The sequence below is a fragment of the Rhodanobacter soli genome, assembly GCF_040548735.1.
Classification (GTDB): domain Bacteria; phylum Pseudomonadota; class Gammaproteobacteria; order Xanthomonadales; family Rhodanobacteraceae; genus Rhodanobacter; species Rhodanobacter soli_A.
Genome location: NZ_JBEPSD010000001.1, coordinates 1,280,279 through 1,301,170 on the forward strand (window position 1 = coordinate 1,280,279; position 20,892 = coordinate 1,301,170).

Sequence of the window (20,892 nt, forward strand, 5' to 3'; positions counted from 1 at the left end):
CAGGGGGGACTCCGCCATGTCAAAACTGCTTGCCTGCCTCGCACTGACCGTGCTGCTCGGCGGCTGTGCCAGCGACACCAAGCCGGTCGACCCGATCGACGCACTGATGCAGCGCTACACCGGCGACGTCCCCGGCGCCTCGCTGCTGGTACTCAAGGACGGCAAGCCGATCGTGCGCCGCAGCTACGGCCTGGCCAACCTCGAGGACGACGACAAGACCACGCCGGCCACCAACTACCGGCTCGCCTCGGTGAGCAAGCAGTTCACGGCCGCGGCCATCCTGCTGCTGGCCGAAAACGGCCGGCTCAACCTCGACGATCCGGTGCGCCGCTGGCTGCCTTCGCTGCCGGAAACGGCGGCCACCGTCACGCTGCGCCAGTTGCTCACGCACACCGGCGGCCTGGTCGACTACGAAGACCTGATTCCTCCCGGCACCACCGAGCAGGTCAGCGACAACGACGTGCTGCGCCTGCTGTCCGCCACGCCGAAGACCTACTTCGCGCCGGGCACCGCGTACCGCTACAGCAACTCGGGCTACGTGCTGCTCGGCCTGGTGGTGGAGCGCGCGTCGGGCATCAGCCTGCCGCTCTACCTGCAGCAGCGCATCTTCCAGCCGCTGCACATGGACCACACATTGCTGTATGAGCGCGGCGGCCCCGACGTGGCGGATCGCGCCTACGGCTACAGCGAGGAAAACGGCAGCTGGACGCGCACCGATCAGAGCGTCACCAGCGCCACCCGTGGCGACGGCGGCATCTATTCCTCGATCGACGACCTGGCGAAGTGGGACGCCGCGCTGTACGACGACCGCCTGCTCAGCGACGCCTCGCGCAAGCTCGCCTTCAGCCCGCACGTGAAGGTCACCGGCGAACCGTACGAGGCAAGCTACGGCTACGGCTGGCGCATCACCGGCGACACCGTGTGGCATTCCGGCGAGAGCATCGGCTTCCGCAATGTGATCGTGCGCTGGCCGCAGCGGCACCTCACCGTGATCCTGCTCAGCAACCGCAACGATCCGGAGCCATACCGCACCGCGCTGGCGATCGCCCAGCCTTACCTGCAGTGATCCCGATGAGAAATCCGCTTGCGCCGACCCGCCTGTTGCGCCGCGCGTCCTTGCTCTTGCTGGTTGCGCTGCTCGCCGCCTGCGCACCGCTGCCGCCGCGCAATCCGCTGGCCACCTGGGTGCCGTCGCCGAACCACGACATCCGCCGGCCGGTGCTGATCGTGCTGCACTTCACCAACCAGCACTCGGCGCAGGAAAGCCTGGACACGCTGCGCACGAAGAACAGCGGCGGCCCGGTGAGCTCGCATTACCTGATCGGCGCCGACGGCCACATCTACCAGCTGGTGTCCGACCAGTTGCGCGCGTGGCATGGCGGCCCGGGGCACTGGGGCACGATCACCGACATCAACTCCGCCTCGATCGGTATCGAGCTGGACAACGACGGCACCACGCCGTTCGCGCAACCGCAGATCGACAGCCTGCTGCGCCTGCTCGCCGACCTCACCGACCGCCTGCACATCCCGCGCACGCAGATTGTCGGCCATGAGGATTTCGCGCCCACGCGCAAGGACGATCCGGGCCCGCTGTTCCCGTGGCCGCAGCTGGCCGCCGCCGGCTTCGGCTTGTGGCCGCAGGGCGAACTGATCGATCCGCCGGCCGGCTTCGATCCGTGGATGGCGCTGGGCCTGGTCGGCTACCCGCTGGAAGATCGCGCCGCCGCGGTGCGCGCGTTCCATCACCACTTCCGCGGCATGCAGGGCGACACGCTGGACGACCAGGACCTGCGCATCCTCTACAACCTGGCGCAGATCGTCGAGCGCGGCACGCCGCTCACCGATTGACCGTTTCCGCGGACGGGTCGGCGGCCAGTGGCGGCCGCGGCTCATTGCCCGGCCGCTGTCCGGAAAGCGGCAGGACGCCCGGGTGGGGCGGATCGAGCACCGGCCGTCGAACCGCCCGGCGAAAACGCGAGCACCTGATCGGTATAGGTCTCGACCAGGGCGCTGAACGGCCGGTTGGCCGAATCGTAGAGCAGCGCGCGATGCTGCAGCACCGCGTGCGGAATGACCAGCGTGCCGGCCCCCGGCACCGCGGCAGCCGGCGTCGCCCCGCCCGCCGGCAGCGGCGACCACAGCAGCTCGGCGCTCAACGTCCGGCGCCGGAAATGCAGCGGCTGCACCACCTTGCCGAACGGCGTATCGGTGTCGTCGAGCTGGCGGTTCATCGCCGCGCTCAGGCGGTTCGGCAGGTACCAGTTGTCCGCTTCGGACAGAACGTGATCGCCACACGCCAGCTGCACGCGCCGATACCTCACCGGCTCGTCCGCATCGATCGCCAACAGCTCGCGGAACCCGGACGGCAACGGCTTTGCCAGGCCACGCACGCGCCGGGCAACGACCCGCGCCGGCGATGCCAGATGATGCGCGCCGCACCAGCGCTCCAGCGTCAGGGTGGCGCTCGGGTGGCCAAGCAGATCCGCATTCAGCGCCTGCAACGCCGCCGCAGCCGCCTGCCGACCGGCCGGTGTATCGGGCCAGCTTGGCGCCGGGCTTCTTGCGAAAGCCGCCGTGGCGCAGGCCAGCGAAACCAGCACGCCAAGGCCGCCGTGGTGGATGAAACCGCTGATGCGGCGTATGCGGCCATCATCGAGGCGCATGGTCGTCCCTCGTCCGGAAGCAGGTGGGTTGTCCACCATAAACCATGCCGCGCCGGGCTTCATGCCGCAATCCGCTGCGGCGCTGTCACACTTCCAGCCGATCATCGAAATACATGGCCAGCACAGCCGGCTGTCAAGGTGCGCCAGGGCATGGTTGCAGATCAGGAAAAACATGAGTCATGGGACTACATCGTGAAATTCTGGCCCCGTTTCAGCGTCCTGCTGCGATGAAGGCGGCGGGAAAGATCAGATTCGTCGCGAAACTGACGGCCTGGATGCTGTTTGCCTGCGGCGTCTTCGTCTTCATCGCGCTGGGGGACAACAAGTACGCATGGATGCCGCAGATGGACCCGTCGATGGCGCTGCCGCCCGACGACGCTTCCGGCGACCGCGCGATCTTTGCGCTGTTGCCGCGAGAAGGCGTGGGCGGTCGTGCTGGCACTGAGCGCCATCGTGCTGTGGTCGTCGCGATTCTGGCGTTAGCGCGGCGTGCCCCGGCACGGCTTCACCAGGGTCACACTTCCAGCCGGTCGTCCGGCCGCGCCACGATCGCGTACAGCGCCGGCATCAGGAAGATGCTGATCAACAACCGGGTGAACAGGCCGCTGACGATGACCAGCGCGAATGGCCGCTGGGTGTCGGTGCCCACGCCGGTGGCCAATGCCGCCGGCAGCAGGCCCAACGCCGCCACCAACGCGGTCATCATGATCGGGCGCAGGCGCAGGATCGCGCCTTCGCGGATCGCCTCGGCCACGCCGACACCGTTGCGGCGCAGCTCGTTGACGTAGGAAATGTACACCACCGCGGTCTGCACCGAGACGCCGAACAGCGCCAGGAAACCGATGCCGGACGACACCGAGAATGGCGTGCCGGTCAGCCACAGCGCGATGATGCCGCCGGCCGGCGCCGACAGCACCACGCCGAGCACGGTGATGAAGGGAAACTTGAAGTTACTGTACAGGGTGAACAGCAGCAGGAAGATCAGCCCCACCGTCAGCGGCACGATCAGGTTCAATTGCGCGCGCGAAGCGGTGTATTCCTTGTATTCGCCGCCCCAGTCCAGCCGGTAACCCTGCGCCAGCTTCACCTTCGCATTGACCTGGCCGATCGCATCCTCCACCGCGCCGGCGAGGTCGCGCCCTTCCACCGAGAACTGCACGCCGATGTAGCGCGAGTTGTCCTGCCGGTAGATGAAGGAGGCGCCGTTGGTCACCCGGATGTCGGCGAATTCCTTCAGCGGCAATTGCTGGCCGCCCGGCGTCGCTACGAGGATGTTGCCGATTTCCTGGGGGTTGTCGCGGTACTGGTGATCCAGGCGCACGACCAGATCGAACTGCTTCTCGCCCTGGATCACTTGGGTCGCCACATCGCCGCCGATCGCGGTCTGGATCAGGCCGTTGATGTCGTCCACGTTCAAGCCGTAGCGGGCGATCGCGGCGCGATTGATCCTGATGCTCAGACTGGGCTGGCCGAGTTCCTGCACCAGGGTCACGTCATGGACGCCGCGCACCTGCTCCAGCACATGCTTGATCGCCTTGCCCTTCTGCTGCAGCGTGTTCAGATCCGCACCGAACACCTTCACCGCCAGCGCGCTCTTCAAGCCGGTCTCCGCCTCGTCCACCGCGTCCTCGGCCGGCTGGGTGTAGTTGAAGGTGATGCCGGGAAACGCCTGCAGCTTCCTGTTGATCGCCGCGGTCAGCTCGGCCTTGGTCCGGTACGCGCCCGTCCACTGCGAATACGGTTTCAGGCCGACATAGAACTCGACATTGAAGAAGCCGGTCGAATCGGTACCGTCGTCGGGCCGGCCCAGCTCCGAGGCCACCGTGGTGACCTGGGGGAACGAACGCAGGATGTCGCGGATCTGCGGCGTGATCTTCGCCGATTCGTCGAACGAGATGGTGTACGGCATGGTCGCGCGCACCCACAGCGCGCCTTCGTCCAGGTGCGGCATGAAACTCCGCGCCGATGCGCGGGATCAGCAGCAGCGAAAGACCCAACAACAAGGCCGAGACAATCGTGGTCAACCACACACGGGCCAGGCAGAAATCCAGGCCCTTGACGTAGACCGACTTGATCGCCTCGAACGCGCGGTTGCGCCGCTCGCGCACGCCATGGCGCATGAACCACGAACACAGCACCGGCAACAGGGTCAGGGTGATCACCAGCGAACCGACCAGCGCAAACACCATGGTGTCCGCCATCGGCTTGAACAGCGTGCCCGACGGGCCGGACAGCACATAGATCGGCAGGAAGCTCACCACGATCACCGCCACCGCATAGAACAGCGGACGGTCGACCTCCGCGGCGGCATCGCGGATCACCTCGATGACGTTGAACTGCGTTCCTTCGCGATCGGCGAGCTGGCGGTAAATGTTCTCCACCATCACCACCGCCGCATCGACCAGGATGCCGAAGTCGATCGCACCGATCGACAACAGGTTGGCCGAGGCGCCCTGCAGATCCAGGCCGATGAAGGCGACCAGCAGCGACAGCGGGATGGTGACCGCGACGATCAGTCCGGCACGCACGTCGTACAGGAAGAAGATCAGCACCACCACCACCAGCAACATGCCGCGCAGCAGGTTGTCCTTGACCACCTGGGTGGTTACCGCGACGAGGTCGCTGCGGTCGTAGAACGGATGGACCTTGATGTCCTTCGGCAGGATCTGCTCGTTGAGTTCCTTCGTCTTCGCCTCGACCCGCTGCAGCACGTCCTGGGTCTTCTCGCCGGTGCGCAGCGAGATCACGCCCTCCACCGCGTCGTCCTGCTTCTCGAAACCGAACTGGCCCAGCCGCGGCGCGATGCCGATGACCACGCGACCGACATCCTTGATCAGCACCGGGTTGCCGTCGTGCACCGCCAGCACCACGTTGCCGATGTCCTCCAGCGTCTGCAGCCGGCCGACGCCGCGCACGTAATAGAACTGCCCACCCTGCGAGTAGAAGCCTCCACCGGCATTGCCGTTGTTGGCGGCCAGCGCGGCCTGCACCTGCTGCGCGGTGAGCCCGACCCCGGCGATCTTCGCCGGATCGAGCAGCACCTGGTACTGCATGCTGCCGCCACCGAAACCGGAATCGTCGGCCACGCCAGCCACGGCGCGGTATTGGGGCTCGACCACCCAATCCTCGAACGTCTTCAGCTCCATCGGCGAGCGATCGGAGCTTTGCAGCACGTAGCGATAGATCAGCCCCGACGGCGACGACAGCGGCGACACCGACGGCTTCACCCCGTCGGGAAGATCGAGATCGCCAAGCCGGTTGAACACTTCCTGGCGCGCGAAATAGTTGTCGGTGCCGTTGTCGAACGTGAGCGTCACCACCGACAGCCCGTACAACGAAATCGAACGGGTGTTGTCGGTTTTCGGAATGCCGGTCATGCCCTGCTCGGCCGGCACCGTGATCAGCCGCTCCACTTCCTCGGCGGTGTGCCCGGGCCACTGCGTGACGATCTCGACGCTGGGCGGCGACAGGTCCGGATAGGCGTCCACCGGCAGGCGGTGCAGCGCATGCACGCCGGCGCCGACCAGCACCAGCATCAGCAGCGCGACCAGAAAGCGCTGCGCCAGCGAGGCACCGACGAGCCGGTTCATCAGCGATGCCGCGCGCGGCGGCATGGGCGGCAGATGGTCGCTCATTGGTTCTGCATGAACTGCACGAAGAGGCCGCCATCGACCACGATCTGGTCGCCGGGCTTGAGCCCGTCGCTGACTTCGTACTGATCGCCGTTGCGCGGACCCAGGGTCACGCGTCGCCGCGCGAAGCTGCCATCGTGCTGGACGACATACACGAACGGCAGGTTCTCGTCGTCGCGCAGCATCGCCGACACCGGCATCAGCAGACCCTGGCCGGCCTGGCGCAACTGGATCCTCACGCGCACGTACATCTGCTTGCGCAGCACGCCACCGGGATTCACCACCACGATGCGTGCGGCAACCGCGCGGGTATCCGGGTTCACCACCGCGGAGATATTGTCCACCGTACCCGGCAGCTCGACGCCCGGCATACCGCTGTCGACCTGTGCCGGGTCGCCCACGCGAATCGTCGCCAGCTCGGCGGCCGACACCTGCGCCATCACCCACACTTTCGACAGATCCGCCACGGTGAAACACGGCGTGGTGCCCGCCTGCAGCAGCTGCCCCGGCGTAATCAGCTTTTCCACCACGGTGCCGGCGATCGGCGCGCGAATGATGCCCTGCGCGCGCGCCACAGCGCGGCCCGCCTGGATCGCCTTGATCGTGCCGGCATCGACATCCAGCGCCACCAGCGCCTGCAGCGCGGCATCCCGATCGGCCTCGGCACTGGCGGCATCGGTCTGCGCCTGCTCGGCCTCGCGCCGCGAAACACCCTCGTGCTGTACCAGGTCCTTGTCCGCATCGGCCAGCCGGCGTGCGTTCCGCGCGCTGATCAAAGCCTTGCGATACACGCTGATCGCGGCAGAGAAATCCGGTGAATCCACCAGCGCCAGCGGCTGCCCCTGATGCACCTTGTCGCCCGGTGCCACCAGCAGTCGCGCCACCGGCCCGGAGAACGGCGCCAGCACGCTGGTCGCCTGGTCGTTGTCGAAATCCACCACGCCGGTGGTTTCGATCGCGCGATGAAAGCTGGCCGGCGCAAGCGTGAGCAGATGGATGTGCTGGCGCTGTGCCGGCGTCATCGTCACGTTCTGCGGCGTGTCGGCAGCCGCTTGCGGCGGCTCCGCTTTCGAGGAACAGCCGGCCACGCCAAGCAGCGCGCTCAGTGCGAGCACGAACGCTGCACGACGTCGCGGCACAAGGCGCGTTGCAGAAGATGATCTACTTTTCATCGCTGTCCCGGTTTGTCCTGGCGTGATTCGGATCGGAGAGCCGCGGCGGCGCCGGCGCGGCATCGGCCGGCCCGTTGTCCGCGTCGTGCCACCAGCCGCCACCCAGCGCCTGGAACAGCGCCGCGGTGTCGGCGTAACGACTTGCCTGCGCCTGCACCAGCGCGATGCGCGCCTGCTGATAGCCCTGCTCGGCGCTGAGCAGCGACAAGTAGCCGGCATAGCCGTCCTTGTACTGGCGCTGCGACAGATCCAAGGTGAGCTTCGCCGCATCCGCGGCGGTGGCGGCGGCCTGCAGTCCCTCCGCATCGTGCTGCAGCGCGGCCAGGGTGTCGGCCACGTTCTGGAACGCGGTCAGCACCGTGCTGCGATATTGCTCGCTTGCCTCGACATAGGCTGCCCTGGCGGCACGCTCCTGGTGCAGCAGGCTGCCGCCCTGGAAGATCGGCGTGGCCAGATCCGCGCCCAGGCTCCAGAAGCCCGTGCCGGATTTGAACAGCTGGTTGATCGCCAGCGCGGTGCTGCCCGCGTTCGCGGTCAATGAAATGTTCGGCAGCCGGTTCGCAATGGCCACCCCGACCTGCGCACTGGCCGCATGCATGTTCGCCTCGGCCTGGCGCACGTCGGGACGCTGCGCCACCAGCGTGGACGGCAGGCTCAGCGGAAGCTGCTGCGGCAAATGCAGGCTGGCAAGGTCGAACTCCTCCGCCGGCGCCTCGCCGGGAAAGCGGCCGGCCAGCACCGCCAGCAGATGGTCCTGTTGCGCGAGCTGGGTCAGCAAGGGCGGCAGCGCGGCCTTGGCCTGGGCCAACTGCGATTCCTGCGCCGCCAGATCGAGTCGGCCGGCATAGCCCTTGTCCAACTGGTACTTGAGGATCTCCACCATGTGGGTGTTGATGCCGACCAGTTCGCGGGTCGCGGCGATCTGCGCCCGCAACGAAGCCTGCTGCACCGCCGCGGCCACCACGTTGCTGCTCAGCGTGATGCGGGCGGCGATCATCTGGAAGCGCACCGCCTGCTGCTGCGCCTTGAGCGACTCCACCGTGCGCCGGTTCAGGCCGAACACATCGGGTACATACGAGACGCTGACCTGCGGCGTGAACAGGTTGTACAGAAAGGCGTTGTTGCTGGGCACCGGCGCCAGCGCGCCGGGCGGATCCTGCTGGCGGCTCGCCGACAGGCCGGCCGTGACGTTGGGGTAATAGGCACCGCGCCCAGCCTTCGTACTTTCCCTGGCCACCGCCAGCGCAGCCTGCGCTGCCTTGAGGTCGGGGTTGTGGGCCAGCGACTGTTCGATCAGCGCATTCAGTGCCGGCGAATGGAACAGCGTCCACCAGTCGGCCGGAATATCGCCGCCGGAAACGAAGTGCTGGACTTGTCCGCCCGCGATGTTCGCAACGCCTGTCGTGGTCGGCAGCGCACCGGCGCTCAGGCTGCCGACGGCCGGCGCGGCCGGCTTGTGGAAATCCGGACCCACCGCGCAACCGGCGATCGACAATGCAGCAACGGCAGCAAGCAGATGCCGCATGGATGACCCCGTCGCGCGCGACACCGACGGCGCTCGCCGGATCATCACAACCATCGGTTCGACGGTCTCTGCAAGCACTCGAACCCTGTGTTGTTCATGCGGACACGTCTGGGTGAAAAGATCGGAAGCGCAACGATATAACGTACCAAGTCGCAGCGAAACCCTGCAAAAACTTGCGCCCGGCGGCTGGCGCGACGCGCCGGAACCGGCAGCCAAGCCGGGCCGGCGTACCTGATCCGGTGCAAGGTACAACCGCGGCATCGTCCTGGTGCAACACCCAGGGCAACACGGTGATCCGGCTCGACCTCACGACCGCCTGCATATCCCGCGCCCCTCCGCGCGGGAGCCACCGGTTCACATCAGCGTTCTAGAACCGCAGGCTTGCCCCCAGATTGAAAGACCGGCCATATCGGAAATAGCCCTGCGACAGCAGCGGGTTGCCGTTGATGCTGTAGGTCTGCGCATCGTCCAGCAGGTTTTGTCCTTGGAGGCTGACGCTGAACATGTCGTTGATTTCGTAGGTCACGTGCGCGGTCAACCAGGTGATCGCGTCGGCCCGGGTGTTGTAGCCGGTACCGATCACGTTGACCGCCGTGACGAAGCCATCGGTGCGGACCGCGTTGGCGCCCAGCGACCACTTGCTCTTCTCGTACATCGCGCCCAGCGAATAGGTCGCCGGGGCGATGCCCTCGAGCGGGCGCTCCTCGCCATTCACCCAGCTGCGCGACAAGTTGCGGGTGTACTGGGCACTCACGCCGAAACCGCTTTCCCAGAAGTGCTGCAGACCGGCCTCGAGGCCTTTGACCTTGGCGTAATCGCCGTTGATCGGACGCATGATGTTGAACAGGTAACCCGGCACACCGATGTCCTGCCCAGGCTCCCAGCTGGTGGTGATCTGGTTCTTGATACGCTTGTAGAACACGGCCACGTTGGCGATGGAATGGTCGGCGAAGTACCACTCCAGCGACATGTCTCCCTGCGCCGCGCTATAGGGCTTCAGGTGCGCATTGCCGCCGTAGACCTGGGTGAACTCGCCCCACGACACGCTCGCGGTGGTGTTGGTCGGCGCCAGTTGGTCGACCGGCGGGCGGGCCATGGTCTTGGCCGCACCCAGGCGCAGTTGCAGCTGGTCGGTGAAGTGCCAGGTGAAATTCGCCGAAGGCAGCAGGAAGGTGTAGTCGGCGTCCTGGACGACCGGCGTCGGGTCGGCGTACGTCGCGGTGTAGTTGAACGCGCCGTTCTTGGTGATGTTCAGGATCTTGGCGTCCCAAGCCTGGGCCCTGGTATTCGTCTTCACCAGTCGCACGCCGATGTCTCCGTCCCAGCGGTCGCCCGACATGTCCGCCTGCACGTAGAAGGCATCGGTCTTCTCGCGAACCCGGTAGCTCTGCAGCGGGTTCCATTTCGGGCCGGCCAGGGCGTACTCGTACGGCGTGCCGTCCGGACGCAGGTGGCCGTCGTAGGCCTGCAGCCGGGCCAGGTAGTTGGGCACGTCGAAGGCCACGAAGCTGCGCGGGAAGCTGCTGTTCACGTCATCCATGAAGTGCGGCAGGTGGAAGCTGTGCGAGATCACGCCGTCGCCCAGGTCGGCCACGTTGATGGCATTGTTTCCGGAGTAGTAGTCGGCGCCGCCGTTGAGGGTGTTGTTGATCAGGTCGCGTGACTTCCTGCGGTCGGTGCGGGTCACGCCGAAGCGCAGGTGGTCCACGCCCCAGCGGCCGACCAACAAGTTGCCGGCCACCGTGCCGCCGGTGATCTTGTCCTCGATGTTGTCGCCGCGCAGCTCCATGTAGTGCGTGTTGAAGTCCGACTCGGTGAACTGGCCGTTGGCGAGGCCGTTGACAAGGTCGCGGCCGTCGTCGAACTGGACGTCGACATTGGGCACCGCATTCGGGCCCAGGGTGATGCGGGCGGTGTTCGGCAGGTTCATGCGCAGAACGGCGTAGGTGTCCTGGCCGCCGGAGTGGCGCTTCGAGGTGGAGCGGTACAGGTCGCCGGTCAGGGTCAGGTCGGGGGTGACCTTCCACTCGCCGTTGAGGCCGTAGAGGTCGGTGTCGACCACGCGGTATTCGGTCTGGTTCAGCAGTTCCGGATTGAGCCGCAGTTCCGGATCCGGGTTGTTCATGGTGAAGCCGGTGACGATGCCGTTCTGCACGGTGACGTCGGACCAGCGGCCCGGTGCGAACAGCGGATAGTAGGATTGCTGGTAGGCCACTTGCGGCGAGTCGAGGCGGGTTTTCAGGCCGTCCAGCACGATGCGCACGTTGTCGCTCGGATGCCACTCGAACTTGCCGGAGAAGGCGCTGCGCTTCTTGTCCTCCATGATCGAGCCGACGCGGAACTGGCCCGGGGCGATCAGGCCGTATTCGTCCGGATCCAGTTGACCGTTGCCGTTGGGATCGATGTTGCCGCCCCAGGCGTTGCCCCACCAGTTGGGATCATTGGGATCCGGGTTGCGGGTCCAGCCGCCGTCGTTGCCGGCGACGTCGGTGCGATCCTTGCGGTGGGCGTAGACCACGCCCAGCAACACGCCCATGGTGTCGTTGGCGAAGGTGTTGCTGTAGGTGGCCGAGAGCTTGCTTCCGTTGAGTTCGGACATCAGGTTGCGATCGCCTTCCAGGCGCACGATGCCGTGCTGGCCCTTCTGGTCGAACGGACTGGCCGAGCGCAGATTGACCAGGCCGCCGATGGCCCCTTCGGTCAGTGAGGCCTGGGCGCCCTTGATCACGTCGGCGCCACTGATCACGTCGGCCGGCAATACGTCGAAGGCAAAATCGCGGCCGGCGCCGTCGGTGGCCAGGATGCGTCCGTTGAAGGTGGTCAGCGTGAACTCCGGGCCCAGGCCACGTACGCTGACTCTTTGCCCTTCGCCACCGGCGGTACGCGAAATGGACACGCCGGTGATGTGGCTGAGCGAGTCGGCCACGTTGTCGTCGGGGAACTTGCCCAGCTCGAGCGCGCTGATCGAATCCTGCACGGTGCTGGCGTCGCGCTTGAGGTCGGTCGAGCGCGCCAGGCTGGCGCGCACGCCGGTGACCACCACGGCTCCCATATCGGTCACGTTGTCGCGCGCCTGCGCCGTTTTATCCGACGGTGACGTCTGCGATTCTTGCGTTGGCTGCGACTGTTGTGTTGTCTGGGACTCTTGCGTCGCGGGCGCGCTGCCTGAGGTGGCCTGGGACAGGGCTGTCGCAGGCATCAGCAGGGCAAACGCAACTCCGTAAAACAGCGTGTTTCGGTGTAGGGGCGCGGTGTTCACTGGCTCTCTCCTCCAGGGCTAGGCGGCGGACCTGCTGACTAAACAACGAAACCGAGCCTATATCATGTTTCGTTATACATCAATAGCGAAATACAACGAAATACGGCATAATTTGGATACCCGCAGGAATCCCCCATGACCACCACCCGCGACACCAGCCAACGACGCCTCCAGATCAGCGAACTCGTCCGCCAGCATGGCAGCGTCCAGGTCACCAGTCTTGCTCATCGCTTCGGCGTGAGCGCGCAGACCGTGCGCAAAGATCTGCGTTATCTGGCCGAACGCGGAGTCATGGCGCGGGCCTATGGCGGGGCAATCGACAGTAACGTGATGAACGGCGCTTCGGTCGAGCCCAACTACGAAGCGAAATGCACCACCCACCTGGATGAGAAGCGCCGCATTGGCGTACGCGCCGCCGCACTGATCAAACCCGGAGACACGGTCGTCATCGACTCGGGTACCACGGCCATCCAGTTGGCCGAAGCGGTTCAGGACATCGATATCACCGTGGTCACCAACGATTACGGCGTGCTGACCGCGCTCGCTCCCAAGAACAACATCACCATCGTCATGCTCGGCGGTGAGTTGCGACGCCGCAACATGGCGTTCTATGGAGGGCTGACTGTCGAAGCGCTGGACGCGCTGCACGTGGACAAGCTGTTCCTCGGCGTGGATGGATTCGACCTGGAGCGCGGCATCACCACCCATTACGAGCCCGAGGCGCTGCTCAACCGCAAGATGGTGGAAACCGCACGCCTGGTCATTGCCATCACGGACAGCTCGAAATTCGGCAAGATCTGCCTGCATCGCATCATTCCCGTTACCGCATTGAACATGCTGATCACGGACACGGGCGCGCCGGAGGAAATCATCCAGGCCAGCCAGCAACTCGGTTTCGAGTTGCAGATGGCGTAAGCCCTTCAGTCGGCCGGCCCCGGCCTGGGCGCAGCGAAGACGCGCACGGCGTTGGCGTAGTAGATCTTGTCCACCACCGCGCGCGGCAGCGCGAGACCCGGTACATCGGCGTCGATCATGTCCACCCGTTGGGATTCGCCAGTCGCCAGGTAACGCCAGTCGGAACTCCACACCCGGTGCGCCTCGCGCCTGAATTCCGCGGGGTCGGCATCCGGCGCGAACGTCAGGTCGGTGCCGTACATCACCCGGTCCTGGTAACGGATGAAGAAGTTCCGCACCTTCTCGCGGTCGCGCACCGACTGGTATTGCACCTGGCTCATGCGTGCGGCCATGTCGACGGTGGCGTTGGGGAAGCGGTCGAGGAACGCGGCGATCCGGCCGACGTCGTACTCCAGGCTGGCCAGGTGCGCACCGACGAAGCGCAACTTCGGATGCGCGGCGACGAAGCGGTCACGCTCGCGCATCAGCTCTTCGTAGCTCGGCTGATCCGGGTGCAGGTACATGTAGTACTCCGGATGCTTGCTGAAGTACTCGCGGTCGTTGTCGGTGGTCATCTGGTCGAGCGGCAGCCAGCAGTTGCGCGGCTCCCCCTGGTGGTCGATCAGGGCCACGCCGAGCGCGCGGACCTGCTCGGCCACGGGCGCCAGTCCCGAATCGTCGAGCATGATCAGCTTGCCGTCGGCGTTCTTCTCCACCAATCCCACGTTCTTCCATATCTTCACCGCGAGCGCGCCCTTGGCCACATCCCGGGCCAGGCCCGCGTTGACCCGTTCGGTCCAGCCCGGCGTACCGAAACCCTTCATGGAGAACGTGGTGGCCCAGTGGAAGTGCTGCGGATCCTTCGCTGCAAGGGTCAGTGCGATGGCGTGCTGCCGTTCCAGGCCGGGGAAGTCCGGATAGTCGACGTTGATCGACAGCAATTCGAAACCGTCCGCGCGAGCCTGCTCGAGGAACGCCGTGTCCGGGTTGTTGGCGTGCACGTGGACGTCGTACTTGCGCACATGGGTGAAGTCCGCCATGGAATAGCTGTTCGCAACGACGGCGGTGTCCACCGTTTTCGACGCAGGCGAAGTGGCGGCAGCGGAAAGTGAGATCGCCGCGGCGACAAGGCCCATCAGCAGACGACGAAGAAGCATGCTCATTGTATCACCAGTAATATAACGAAACTATTTCGTACCATATCGAAACGAAACGCTTGCAGCAATACCCGAAACTGACGCAGAATCGGAACAACACCTCGACTGGAGCCCATCATGCCCCCGATTGGACGACGCACCGTATTGAAGCTCTTTGCCGGCAGCGTGGTGGGTGGCGTGGCCTGGGCCTCCCTGCCGATGGCGCTGGCGGCTCCGCTCCGCGGCAACAAGCGCGACAGCGGTAACGACGCTGACGGTGCCGTGGTCCGGGATGCAGTCCTGGCGATTGCCTTCGATCGCAAGCTGCATACCCGCCTGGTGGCCCACGGCAAGCCGCTGACGCCCTACCAGCCCAGCGAAAGCTTGCTGTTGACCGACGGCGCAGTCGAGGACTTCGCCATCACCGGCCACAAGGAACAGCCGATCACGGACGCGCGCCACGGCACTGGCCACCAGTCGGTCACCACCGGACGCTCCAGCCGCAACCTCGAGAAGGAAGTGGCGGTGACCTTCTTCGACAACCTGCCCGGCTTCGCCGTGCTGCAGACCCGCTACCGCAACCACGGTGCCGCCGCCTTGCAGGTCGCCGGCTGGCGCAACGCCGGCCATGAACTGGCCGACGCTCCCGGCGGATTCTGGAGTTTCGCCGGCGCGACCCATACCGACCGCCGCGACTGGCTACGGCCGCTCGCTGCCGGCTTCGATCAGCGCAATACGTTGGCGATGGATTCGTCCGATTACGGCGGCGGCATCCCGATGGCCGATATCTGGCGCCGCGATGTCGGCCTGGCGGTCGGCCACGTGGAACCGGTGGCACGCCTGCTGGACCTGCCGGTGCGCAAGACCACCGGCGGCGCGCACATCGCGGTCGAGTCGCCGCAGGCGTCCACCCTCGCCCCGGGCCAGACCCTGGTCACCGAGCGCACTCTGCTGGCCGTGCATACCGGCGATTACTTCGCGCCACTGCGGCAGTACAAGCAATACATGGAAGCCGAAGGCATCGTGGCGCCGCAAGCGCCGGAATCGGCCTTCGCGCCGGTGTGGTGCACGTGGGGCTACGGGCGCGACTTCAACATCAAGCAGATCATGGACACCGTGCCCAAGGCCCGCGAACTGGGCTTCGGGTGGGTGGTGCTGGACGATGGCTGGCAGACCAACGAGGGCGACTGGCGGATCGACACGCACAAGTTCCCGCGCGGCGAAGCCGACATGCGCGACTTCACCGCGAAGGTGCGCAGCCAGGGCATGCATCCACGCCTGTGGATAGCACCGCTAGCCGCCGACCCGGGCAGCGACGTGCTGCACGACCACGTCGACATGTTGCTGCTGGACAAGAACGGCGCTTACCAGACCATCACCTGGTGGAATGCGCTGACCCAGTGCCCGGCTTACCAGCCCACCATCGATTACTACGTGGCCCTGGTGAAGAAGGTGATCGGCGACTGGGGCTTCGAGGGCATCAAGTTCGATGGCCAACATCTCAACGCCGTGGCGCCCTGCTACAACCCCGCACACAAGCATGCGCATCCCACCGATTCGGTCGAGGGCCTGGCCACGTTCTGGCACGCCATCCATCAGGCCGCACACGAGGCCAACCCGCAGGCGGTGGTCGAGCTGTGCCCCTGCGGCACCGTCTTCGCCTTCCACAACCTGCCGGCCACCGACCAGTACCCCGCGTCCGATCCGTTGTCTTCATGGCAGGTGCGCAGCAAGGGCAAGACCATGAAGGCGCTGATGGGCTCCCGCAGCAGTTATGCCGGCGACCACGTCGAACTGTCCGACGACGGCGACGACTTCGCTTCCACGGTCGGCATCGGCGCGGTGGTCTCTTCCAAGTTCACCTGGCCGAAGGATACGGACCACCCCGCCGAGCCCCTGCCGCCGGGCGGCTATCGGCTCACCGCCGAGAAGGAGGCGCTCTGGCGCAAGTGGGTGGCGCTGTACAAGCAGCACATGCTGCCCAAGGGCGAATACCTGGGCACGCTGTACGACATCGGCTTCGACAAGCCCGAGGCGCACGCCATCGCCAAGGACGAGGCGATGTACTACGCCTTCTACGCCAAGACCTTCGACGGCCCGGTACAACTGCGCGGACTGGGCGCCGGCCGCCATCGTGTGCGCGACCTGTTCAACGAGGTCGACCTGGGCGAGGTGGACTCGGGCGACGCGACGATACGGGTGGCGTTCAAGCGCTTCGTGCTGCTGCAGGCCACCCCGCTGGCGACGCGCGCATGAGCGCGTCGATGATCGCTGCCGGCGCCACGCCACGGCGCCGTCCGTGGCTGACCTACGCGGTGGCGACCGTCGTGCTGTGGGGCGTGTGGGGCGCATTGTCGCCGTTGTCGTCCGAGCACGGCTTCCCCGAGACGCTGGTGTACTGCGTGTGGGCGATGACGATGATTCCGCCGGCGCTGTACATCCTCTGGCGCAGCGGCTGGGTCCTGGAACGTTCGCCGCGCGCGGTGATCTACGGACTGACCATCGGCATGCTCGGTGCCGGAGGGCAGATGCTGCTGTTCCACACCCTGACCATCGGGCCGGCCTACTTCGTGTTCCCGATCATCTCGCTGTCGCCGGTGGTCACCATTGTCTTGTCGTTCCTCCTGCTGCGCGAGCGCACCGGCTGGACAGGCACACTGGGCATCGTGCTGGCGCTGGTGGCGCTACCGATGCTGGACCTGTCATTCGGCCACGGCGCCACCGGCGGCCTGGGCTGGTTCCTGCAGTCGCTGCTGATCATGCTGGCCTGGGGCGTGCAGGCTTACTTCATGCGCCTGGCCAACCACACGGTGCGCGCCGAGAGCATCTTCTTCTACATGACCCTGGGCGCACTGCTGCTGGCGCCGGTGGCCCTGGCCATGACCGACTGGACGCAACCGATCAACACCGGCCTCGATGGACCATGGATGACCGCGGCGATCCAGGTGCTCAACGCCATCGGCGCGCTGACCCTGGTCTACGCCTTCCGTTACGGCAAGGCGATCGTGGTCGCGCCACTGACCAACGCCGGCGCACCGTTGGTGACCGCCGCGCTGGCACTGATATTCGCCAGCGTCGTGCCGGGCCCGCTGAAAGTGCTCGGCCTGATCCTGGCCCTGGTCGCCTCGCTGCTGCTGGTGCTCGAGCCCGAGCGCGATCCCGCCACTCCCACTCCCACTCCCCTTTCCTGACGGACCCCGTTCCCATGCAAGTCCTGCTCGACCTCATCGCCCGACACAGGCAGGGACACGCCAGTGGCGTGACCTCGATCTGTTCGGCGCATCCCATCGTCATCGAGGCCAGCCTGCGCCACGCGCAACGCACCGGGCAGGCGCTCGTGCTGTTCGAGGCGACCTGCAACCAGGTCAACCAGGACGGCGGCTATACCGGCATGACGCCGGCCGACTTCGTCGACTTCGTCCACGCCATTGCCGACCGCGTCGGCTTCGAGCGCGCGCGCATCGCGCTGGGCGGCGACCACCTGGGCCCCAACCCATGGACGTCGCTGGACGCAGCCGCGGCGATGGACAAGGCCGAGGTGATGGTGGCCGCCTATGTGGCCGCCGGCTTTCGCAAGATCCACCTGGACTGCTCGATGGCCTGCAGCGGCGACCCCCAGCCGTTGCCGGAAGCGGAGATCGTGCGCCGCGCGGTGCGCCTGTGCCGCGCGGCGGAAGCCGCCCATGCCCGGGCCGACGGCGAGGCGCCGGTGTACGTGATCGGCACCGAAGTGCCGGTGCCGGGCGGTGCCACCGAGTCCATCGATGGCCTGGCCGTCACCACGCCGCAGGCCGCGCTGGCCACGATCGAAGCGCACCGCCAGGCCTTCATGGCGGCGGGGTTGGATGCGGCGTGGCAGCGGGTGATTGCCTCGGTGGTGCAACCGGGCGTGGAGTTCGACCACCACAGCGTGGTGGACTATGAGCCGCAGAAGGCGCACGGCCTCAGCCGCGCCATCACCGACGTGCCGGGCATGGTGTTCGAGGCGCATTCGACCGACTACCAGACCCGCGACGCGCTGGGCGCGCTGGTGCGCGATCATTTCGCCATCCTCAAGGTCGGCCCCGGCCTGACCTTCGCCCTGCGCGAGGCGCTGTGGGCGCTGGACGCGATCGAGCAGGAGTGGATCGACGAGACCCGACGCGCGCACCTGCGCGACGTGGTGCTGGCGCGCATGCGCGAGCAGCCCGGTTACTGGCAGCGCTACTACCACAGCCAAGGCCATGCGCTGACCGTGGACCTGCAGTACAGCCTCAGCGACCGCATCCGCTACTACTGGCCCGACCCGGTGATCGAACAGGCCTGCCAACGCCTGTTCGACAACCTGCGTGCGAACCCGCCGCCGATCCCGCTGATCAGCCAGTTTCTGCCGCATGCGCTGCACGCCTTGCGCACCGGCATCGCGACGCGCGATCCGCTGTCCCTGACCATGGCACACATCCGTGCCGCACTCGACGATTATCACCATGCATGCCATGACCATGACACCCACTAAGTACCTGGGCGTGACCGAGCCCGAGCTGATCGCCACCGGCGCGATCTGGACCGCGCGCGAAATCGAGCAGCAGCCGCAGCTGCTGCAGCAGACCCATGCCTTGGTGGCCAGGCTGCACGCGGAGATCCAGGCCTTTGCCGCGCCCCTGATCAACAACCCTGCCGCGCGGGTGATCCTGACCGGCGCCGGCAGCTCCTCCTATATCGGCCAGTGCGTGGCGCCGCTGCTGGACCGCCAGCTGGCCGCGCGCGTGGACGCGGTGCCGACCACCGACATCGTGTGTGCCCCGCATTTGTATCTGGACCCGCAACAGCCCCTGCTGCTGGTCTCCTTCGGCCGTTCCGGCAACAGCCCCGAAAGCCTGGCCGCGGTGGAACTCGCCGAATCCCTCGTGCACGAAGTGCGTCATCTGGTGGTGATCTGCAATGCCGCAGGCGCGTTGGGCAGCGTGCCGGTCGCCGAGGCCATGACCCTGCTCATGCCGGCCGAGACCCATGACGCCGGTTTCGCCATGACATCCAGCTTCAGCTGCATGATGTACGCCGTCGTGGCCGCGCTACTGCCGGCCGGCACCATGGATGGCCGCATCGGCGCCATCGCCGACGCCACCGAGCGGGTTATCGGGGAATCGCTGCCGCTGCTGCACGCGCTGGCGCTCGGCCAGTACGACCGCGTCGTCTATCTGGGCAGCGGCGCATTGCAGGGTCTGGCCCGTGAGGCATCGCTGAAACTGGGTGAACTGACCAACGGCGCGGTGGCGACCTGTTTCGACTCGCCGCTGGGCTTCCGCCACGGCCCCAAGACCTTCATCACCGGGCGCACCCTGGTGATGGTTTTCGTGTCCAACGACGAACTTACCCGCCGCTACGATCTGGACCTGGTGGACGAACTGCGGCGCGACGGGTGCGCGGCGCGCATCGTCGAGGTGAGCGCACAGCCGCGCGCGGCGTCGGGCGCCGACGGCATCGCAGTGCCCGCGATGGCCGACGCCGTCGATCTGGACTTGCTGTGGCCCTACGTCGCCATCGCGCAGATCCATGCCTTCCTCCGCGCGCGCGCCATGGGCGTTGACCCCGACAATCCCAATCCCGCGGGCGTGGTGAACCGCGTCGTCCAGGGCGTACGCCTGTACGTGTCGAACGCATGAATCCGGTGGCCTACCTTGGCGTGGACGGCGGCGGAACGAAGACGCGCTTCGCCCTGATCGACAGCGACGGCCACTTGCTTGGCGAGGCTGAGCTCGGCACGACTTACCATCCCCATGTCGGTCTGGACGGCGTGCATGCTGTCTTGGCCGAAGGCGTGGCCAACGTGCTCGGCGCAGCCAAGCTGACGCTGGCCGACATCGGTTATGCCTTCTTCGGACTGCCCGCCTACGGCGAGGACAGCCACGCCACGGCACAGCTGCAAGCTTGCCCTGCGGCGATCCTGGGCCACCACCGCTACGCTTGCGACAACGACATGGTCTGCGGCTGGGCCGGCTCGCTGGCCTGTGCGGACGGCATCAACATCGTGGCCGGCACCGGCTCGATCGGCTATGGCCAGCGCCGCGGCATCGCGGCGCGCGCCGGTGGGTGGGGCGAAGCGTTTTCCGACGAAGGCTCGGCCTACTGGATCGCCATGCGCGGCCTCAACGCCTACTCGCGCATGAGCGACGGGCGCCTGCCCAAGGGTCCGCTGCATGCCATCCTCAATGCGCACTTCCAGCTCGACAACGACCTGGACATCTGCGCTCACGTCTACGGCGGCAAGACCTATGCCCGTGGCGAACTGGCCCAGCTGTCGTGTCAGGTGGCCGAAGCCGCGCGGGCCGGCGATGCCGTCGCCGCGAACATCTTCCGTGACGCCGGTCAGGAGCTGGCCCGCATCTGCGCCACCTTGCGGCTGGCGCTGCACTTCGAAGCCGACGAGCCCGTGCCGGTTTCCTGGTCCGGCGGCGCTTTCAATGCCGGCGAACTGCTGCTGGCGCCGCTGCGGGAGGGGCTTTTCGCCGCCAGCCCGCATTTCGACATGCGGCCCCCGCTACATATGCCCCATTACGGTGCCGCACTCTATGCGGCGAGGCTCGCGCACCATCCGATGCGCGCCGCGCACGGAATTCCGAGCGCCCCCTGAT

Annotated in this window: 16 protein-coding genes and 1 pseudogene; 9 read left to right on the top strand and 8 right to left on the bottom strand. The window is 66.5% G+C overall.

Annotated elements, in window-relative coordinates; all coding sequences use genetic code 11:
• Nucleotides 1-16 precede the first annotated feature (16 nt).
• Nucleotides 17-1,066: a serine hydrolase domain-containing protein gene (locus ABIE04_RS06010; protein ID WP_354547643.1), complete on the top strand. Its 1,050-nt coding sequence runs from the start codon at nucleotides 17-19 to the stop codon at nucleotides 1,064-1,066.
• A gap of 5 nt (nucleotides 1,067-1,071) precedes the next feature.
• Complete coding sequence (locus tag ABIE04_RS06015) at nucleotides 1,072-1,848, top strand: N-acetylmuramoyl-L-alanine amidase (RefSeq protein WP_354547644.1); 777 nt, start codon at nucleotides 1,072-1,074, stop codon at nucleotides 1,846-1,848.
• A gap of 41 nt (nucleotides 1,849-1,889) precedes the next feature.
• Here the strand turns inward: ABIE04_RS06015 and ABIE04_RS06020 are convergent, their stop codons facing one another.
• The 6 genes and pseudogenes from ABIE04_RS06020 to ABIE04_RS06045 form a co-directional block, all read right to left on the bottom strand.
• Nucleotides 1,890-2,837 (bottom strand): hypothetical protein, encoded by a 948-nt coding sequence (locus ABIE04_RS06020; RefSeq protein ID WP_354547645.1) that lies wholly within the window; start codon nucleotides 2,835-2,837, stop codon nucleotides 1,890-1,892.
• Between the two features lie 37 nt (nucleotides 2,838-2,874).
• On the bottom strand, nucleotides 2,875-3,105 hold the full coding sequence (locus tag ABIE04_RS06025) for a hypothetical protein (RefSeq protein WP_354547646.1): 231 nt from the start codon (nucleotides 3,103-3,105) through the stop codon (nucleotides 2,875-2,877).
• 72 nt (nucleotides 3,106-3,177) lie between these two features.
• Nucleotides 3,178-4,614: an efflux RND transporter permease subunit gene (locus ABIE04_RS06030; protein WP_354547647.1), complete on the bottom strand. Its 1,437-nt coding sequence runs from the start codon at nucleotides 4,612-4,614 to the stop codon at nucleotides 3,178-3,180.
• A 61-nt stretch (nucleotides 4,615-4,675) separates the two neighbouring features.
• Nucleotides 4,676-6,298 (bottom strand): annotated as a pseudogene (locus ABIE04_RS06035) (efflux RND transporter permease subunit); the annotation flags it as partial.
• On the bottom strand, nucleotides 6,295-7,410 hold the full coding sequence (locus tag ABIE04_RS06040) for an efflux RND transporter periplasmic adaptor subunit (protein ID WP_354547648.1): 1,116 nt from the start codon (nucleotides 7,408-7,410) through the stop codon (nucleotides 6,295-6,297). The pseudogene ABIE04_RS06035 and the gene ABIE04_RS06040, both read right to left, overlap by 4 nt.
• A 46-nt stretch (nucleotides 7,411-7,456) precedes the next feature.
• Nucleotides 7,457-8,992 (bottom strand): efflux transporter outer membrane subunit, encoded by a 1,536-nt coding sequence (locus ABIE04_RS06045; RefSeq protein ID WP_354547649.1) that lies wholly within the window; start codon nucleotides 8,990-8,992, stop codon nucleotides 7,457-7,459.
• On the opposite strand from ABIE04_RS06045, the gene ABIE04_RS06050 reads away from it, so the two are divergent.
• Nucleotides 8,991-9,227 carry a hypothetical protein gene (locus ABIE04_RS06050; protein ID WP_354547650.1) on the top strand — a complete coding sequence of 79 codons (237 nt, stop codon included), beginning with the start codon at nucleotides 8,991-8,993 and terminating at the stop codon, nucleotides 9,225-9,227. The genes ABIE04_RS06045 and ABIE04_RS06050 overlap by 2 nt on opposite strands.
• A 132-nt stretch (nucleotides 9,228-9,359) precedes the next feature.
• Here ABIE04_RS06050 and ABIE04_RS06055 read toward each other — a convergent pair whose 3' ends face one another.
• Nucleotides 9,360-12,044: a TonB-dependent receptor gene (locus ABIE04_RS06055; protein ID WP_354549796.1), complete on the bottom strand. Its 2,685-nt coding sequence runs from the start codon at nucleotides 12,042-12,044 to the stop codon at nucleotides 9,360-9,362.
• A gap of 342 nt (nucleotides 12,045-12,386) precedes the next feature.
• Here ABIE04_RS06055 and agaR point away from each other — a divergent pair, with 342 nt between their 5' ends.
• A complete protein-coding gene (gene agaR, locus ABIE04_RS06060) occupies nucleotides 12,387-13,166 on the top strand; it encodes a transcriptional repressor AgaR (RefSeq protein ID WP_354547651.1) in 780 nt (259 codons plus the stop codon).
• Nucleotides 13,167-13,171: 5 nt separating this feature from the next.
• Here agaR and ABIE04_RS06065 read toward each other — a convergent pair whose 3' ends face one another.
• Nucleotides 13,172-14,308: an amidohydrolase family protein gene (locus ABIE04_RS06065; RefSeq protein WP_354547652.1), complete on the bottom strand. Its 1,137-nt coding sequence runs from the start codon at nucleotides 14,306-14,308 to the stop codon at nucleotides 13,172-13,174.
• 111 nt (nucleotides 14,309-14,419) lie between these two features.
• On the opposite strand from ABIE04_RS06065, the gene ABIE04_RS06070 reads away from it, so the two are divergent.
• The 5 genes from ABIE04_RS06070 to ABIE04_RS06090 are packed head-to-tail and all read left to right on the top strand — an operon-like array spanning nucleotide 14,420 to nucleotide 20,891.
• A complete protein-coding gene (locus ABIE04_RS06070) occupies nucleotides 14,420-16,537 on the top strand; it encodes a glycoside hydrolase family 36 protein (RefSeq protein WP_354547653.1) in 2,118 nt (705 codons plus the stop codon).
• Complete coding sequence (locus tag ABIE04_RS06075) at nucleotides 16,534-17,472, top strand: DMT family transporter (RefSeq protein ID WP_354547654.1); 939 nt, start codon at nucleotides 16,534-16,536, stop codon at nucleotides 17,470-17,472. The genes ABIE04_RS06070 and ABIE04_RS06075 overlap by 4 nt, the downstream gene beginning before the upstream one ends.
• 14 nt (nucleotides 17,473-17,486) lie before the next feature.
• On the top strand, nucleotides 17,487-18,776 hold the full coding sequence (locus ABIE04_RS06080) for a D-tagatose-bisphosphate aldolase, class II, non-catalytic subunit (RefSeq protein ID WP_354547655.1): 1,290 nt from the start codon (nucleotides 17,487-17,489) through the stop codon (nucleotides 18,774-18,776).
• The gene (locus ABIE04_RS06085) at nucleotides 18,724-19,923 is read left to right on the top strand and encodes an SIS domain-containing protein (RefSeq protein ID WP_354547656.1); all 1,200 of its coding nucleotides are present in this window, start codon (nucleotides 18,724-18,726) and stop codon (nucleotides 19,921-19,923) included. Before ABIE04_RS06080 ends, ABIE04_RS06085 begins: the two co-directional genes overlap by 53 nt.
• The gene (locus ABIE04_RS06090; protein WP_354547657.1) at nucleotides 19,920-20,891 is read left to right on the top strand and encodes an N-acetylglucosamine kinase; all 972 of its coding nucleotides are present in this window, start codon (nucleotides 19,920-19,922) and stop codon (nucleotides 20,889-20,891) included. Before ABIE04_RS06085 ends, ABIE04_RS06090 begins: the two co-directional genes overlap by 4 nt.
• Nucleotide 20,892: the final 1 nt, after the last annotated feature.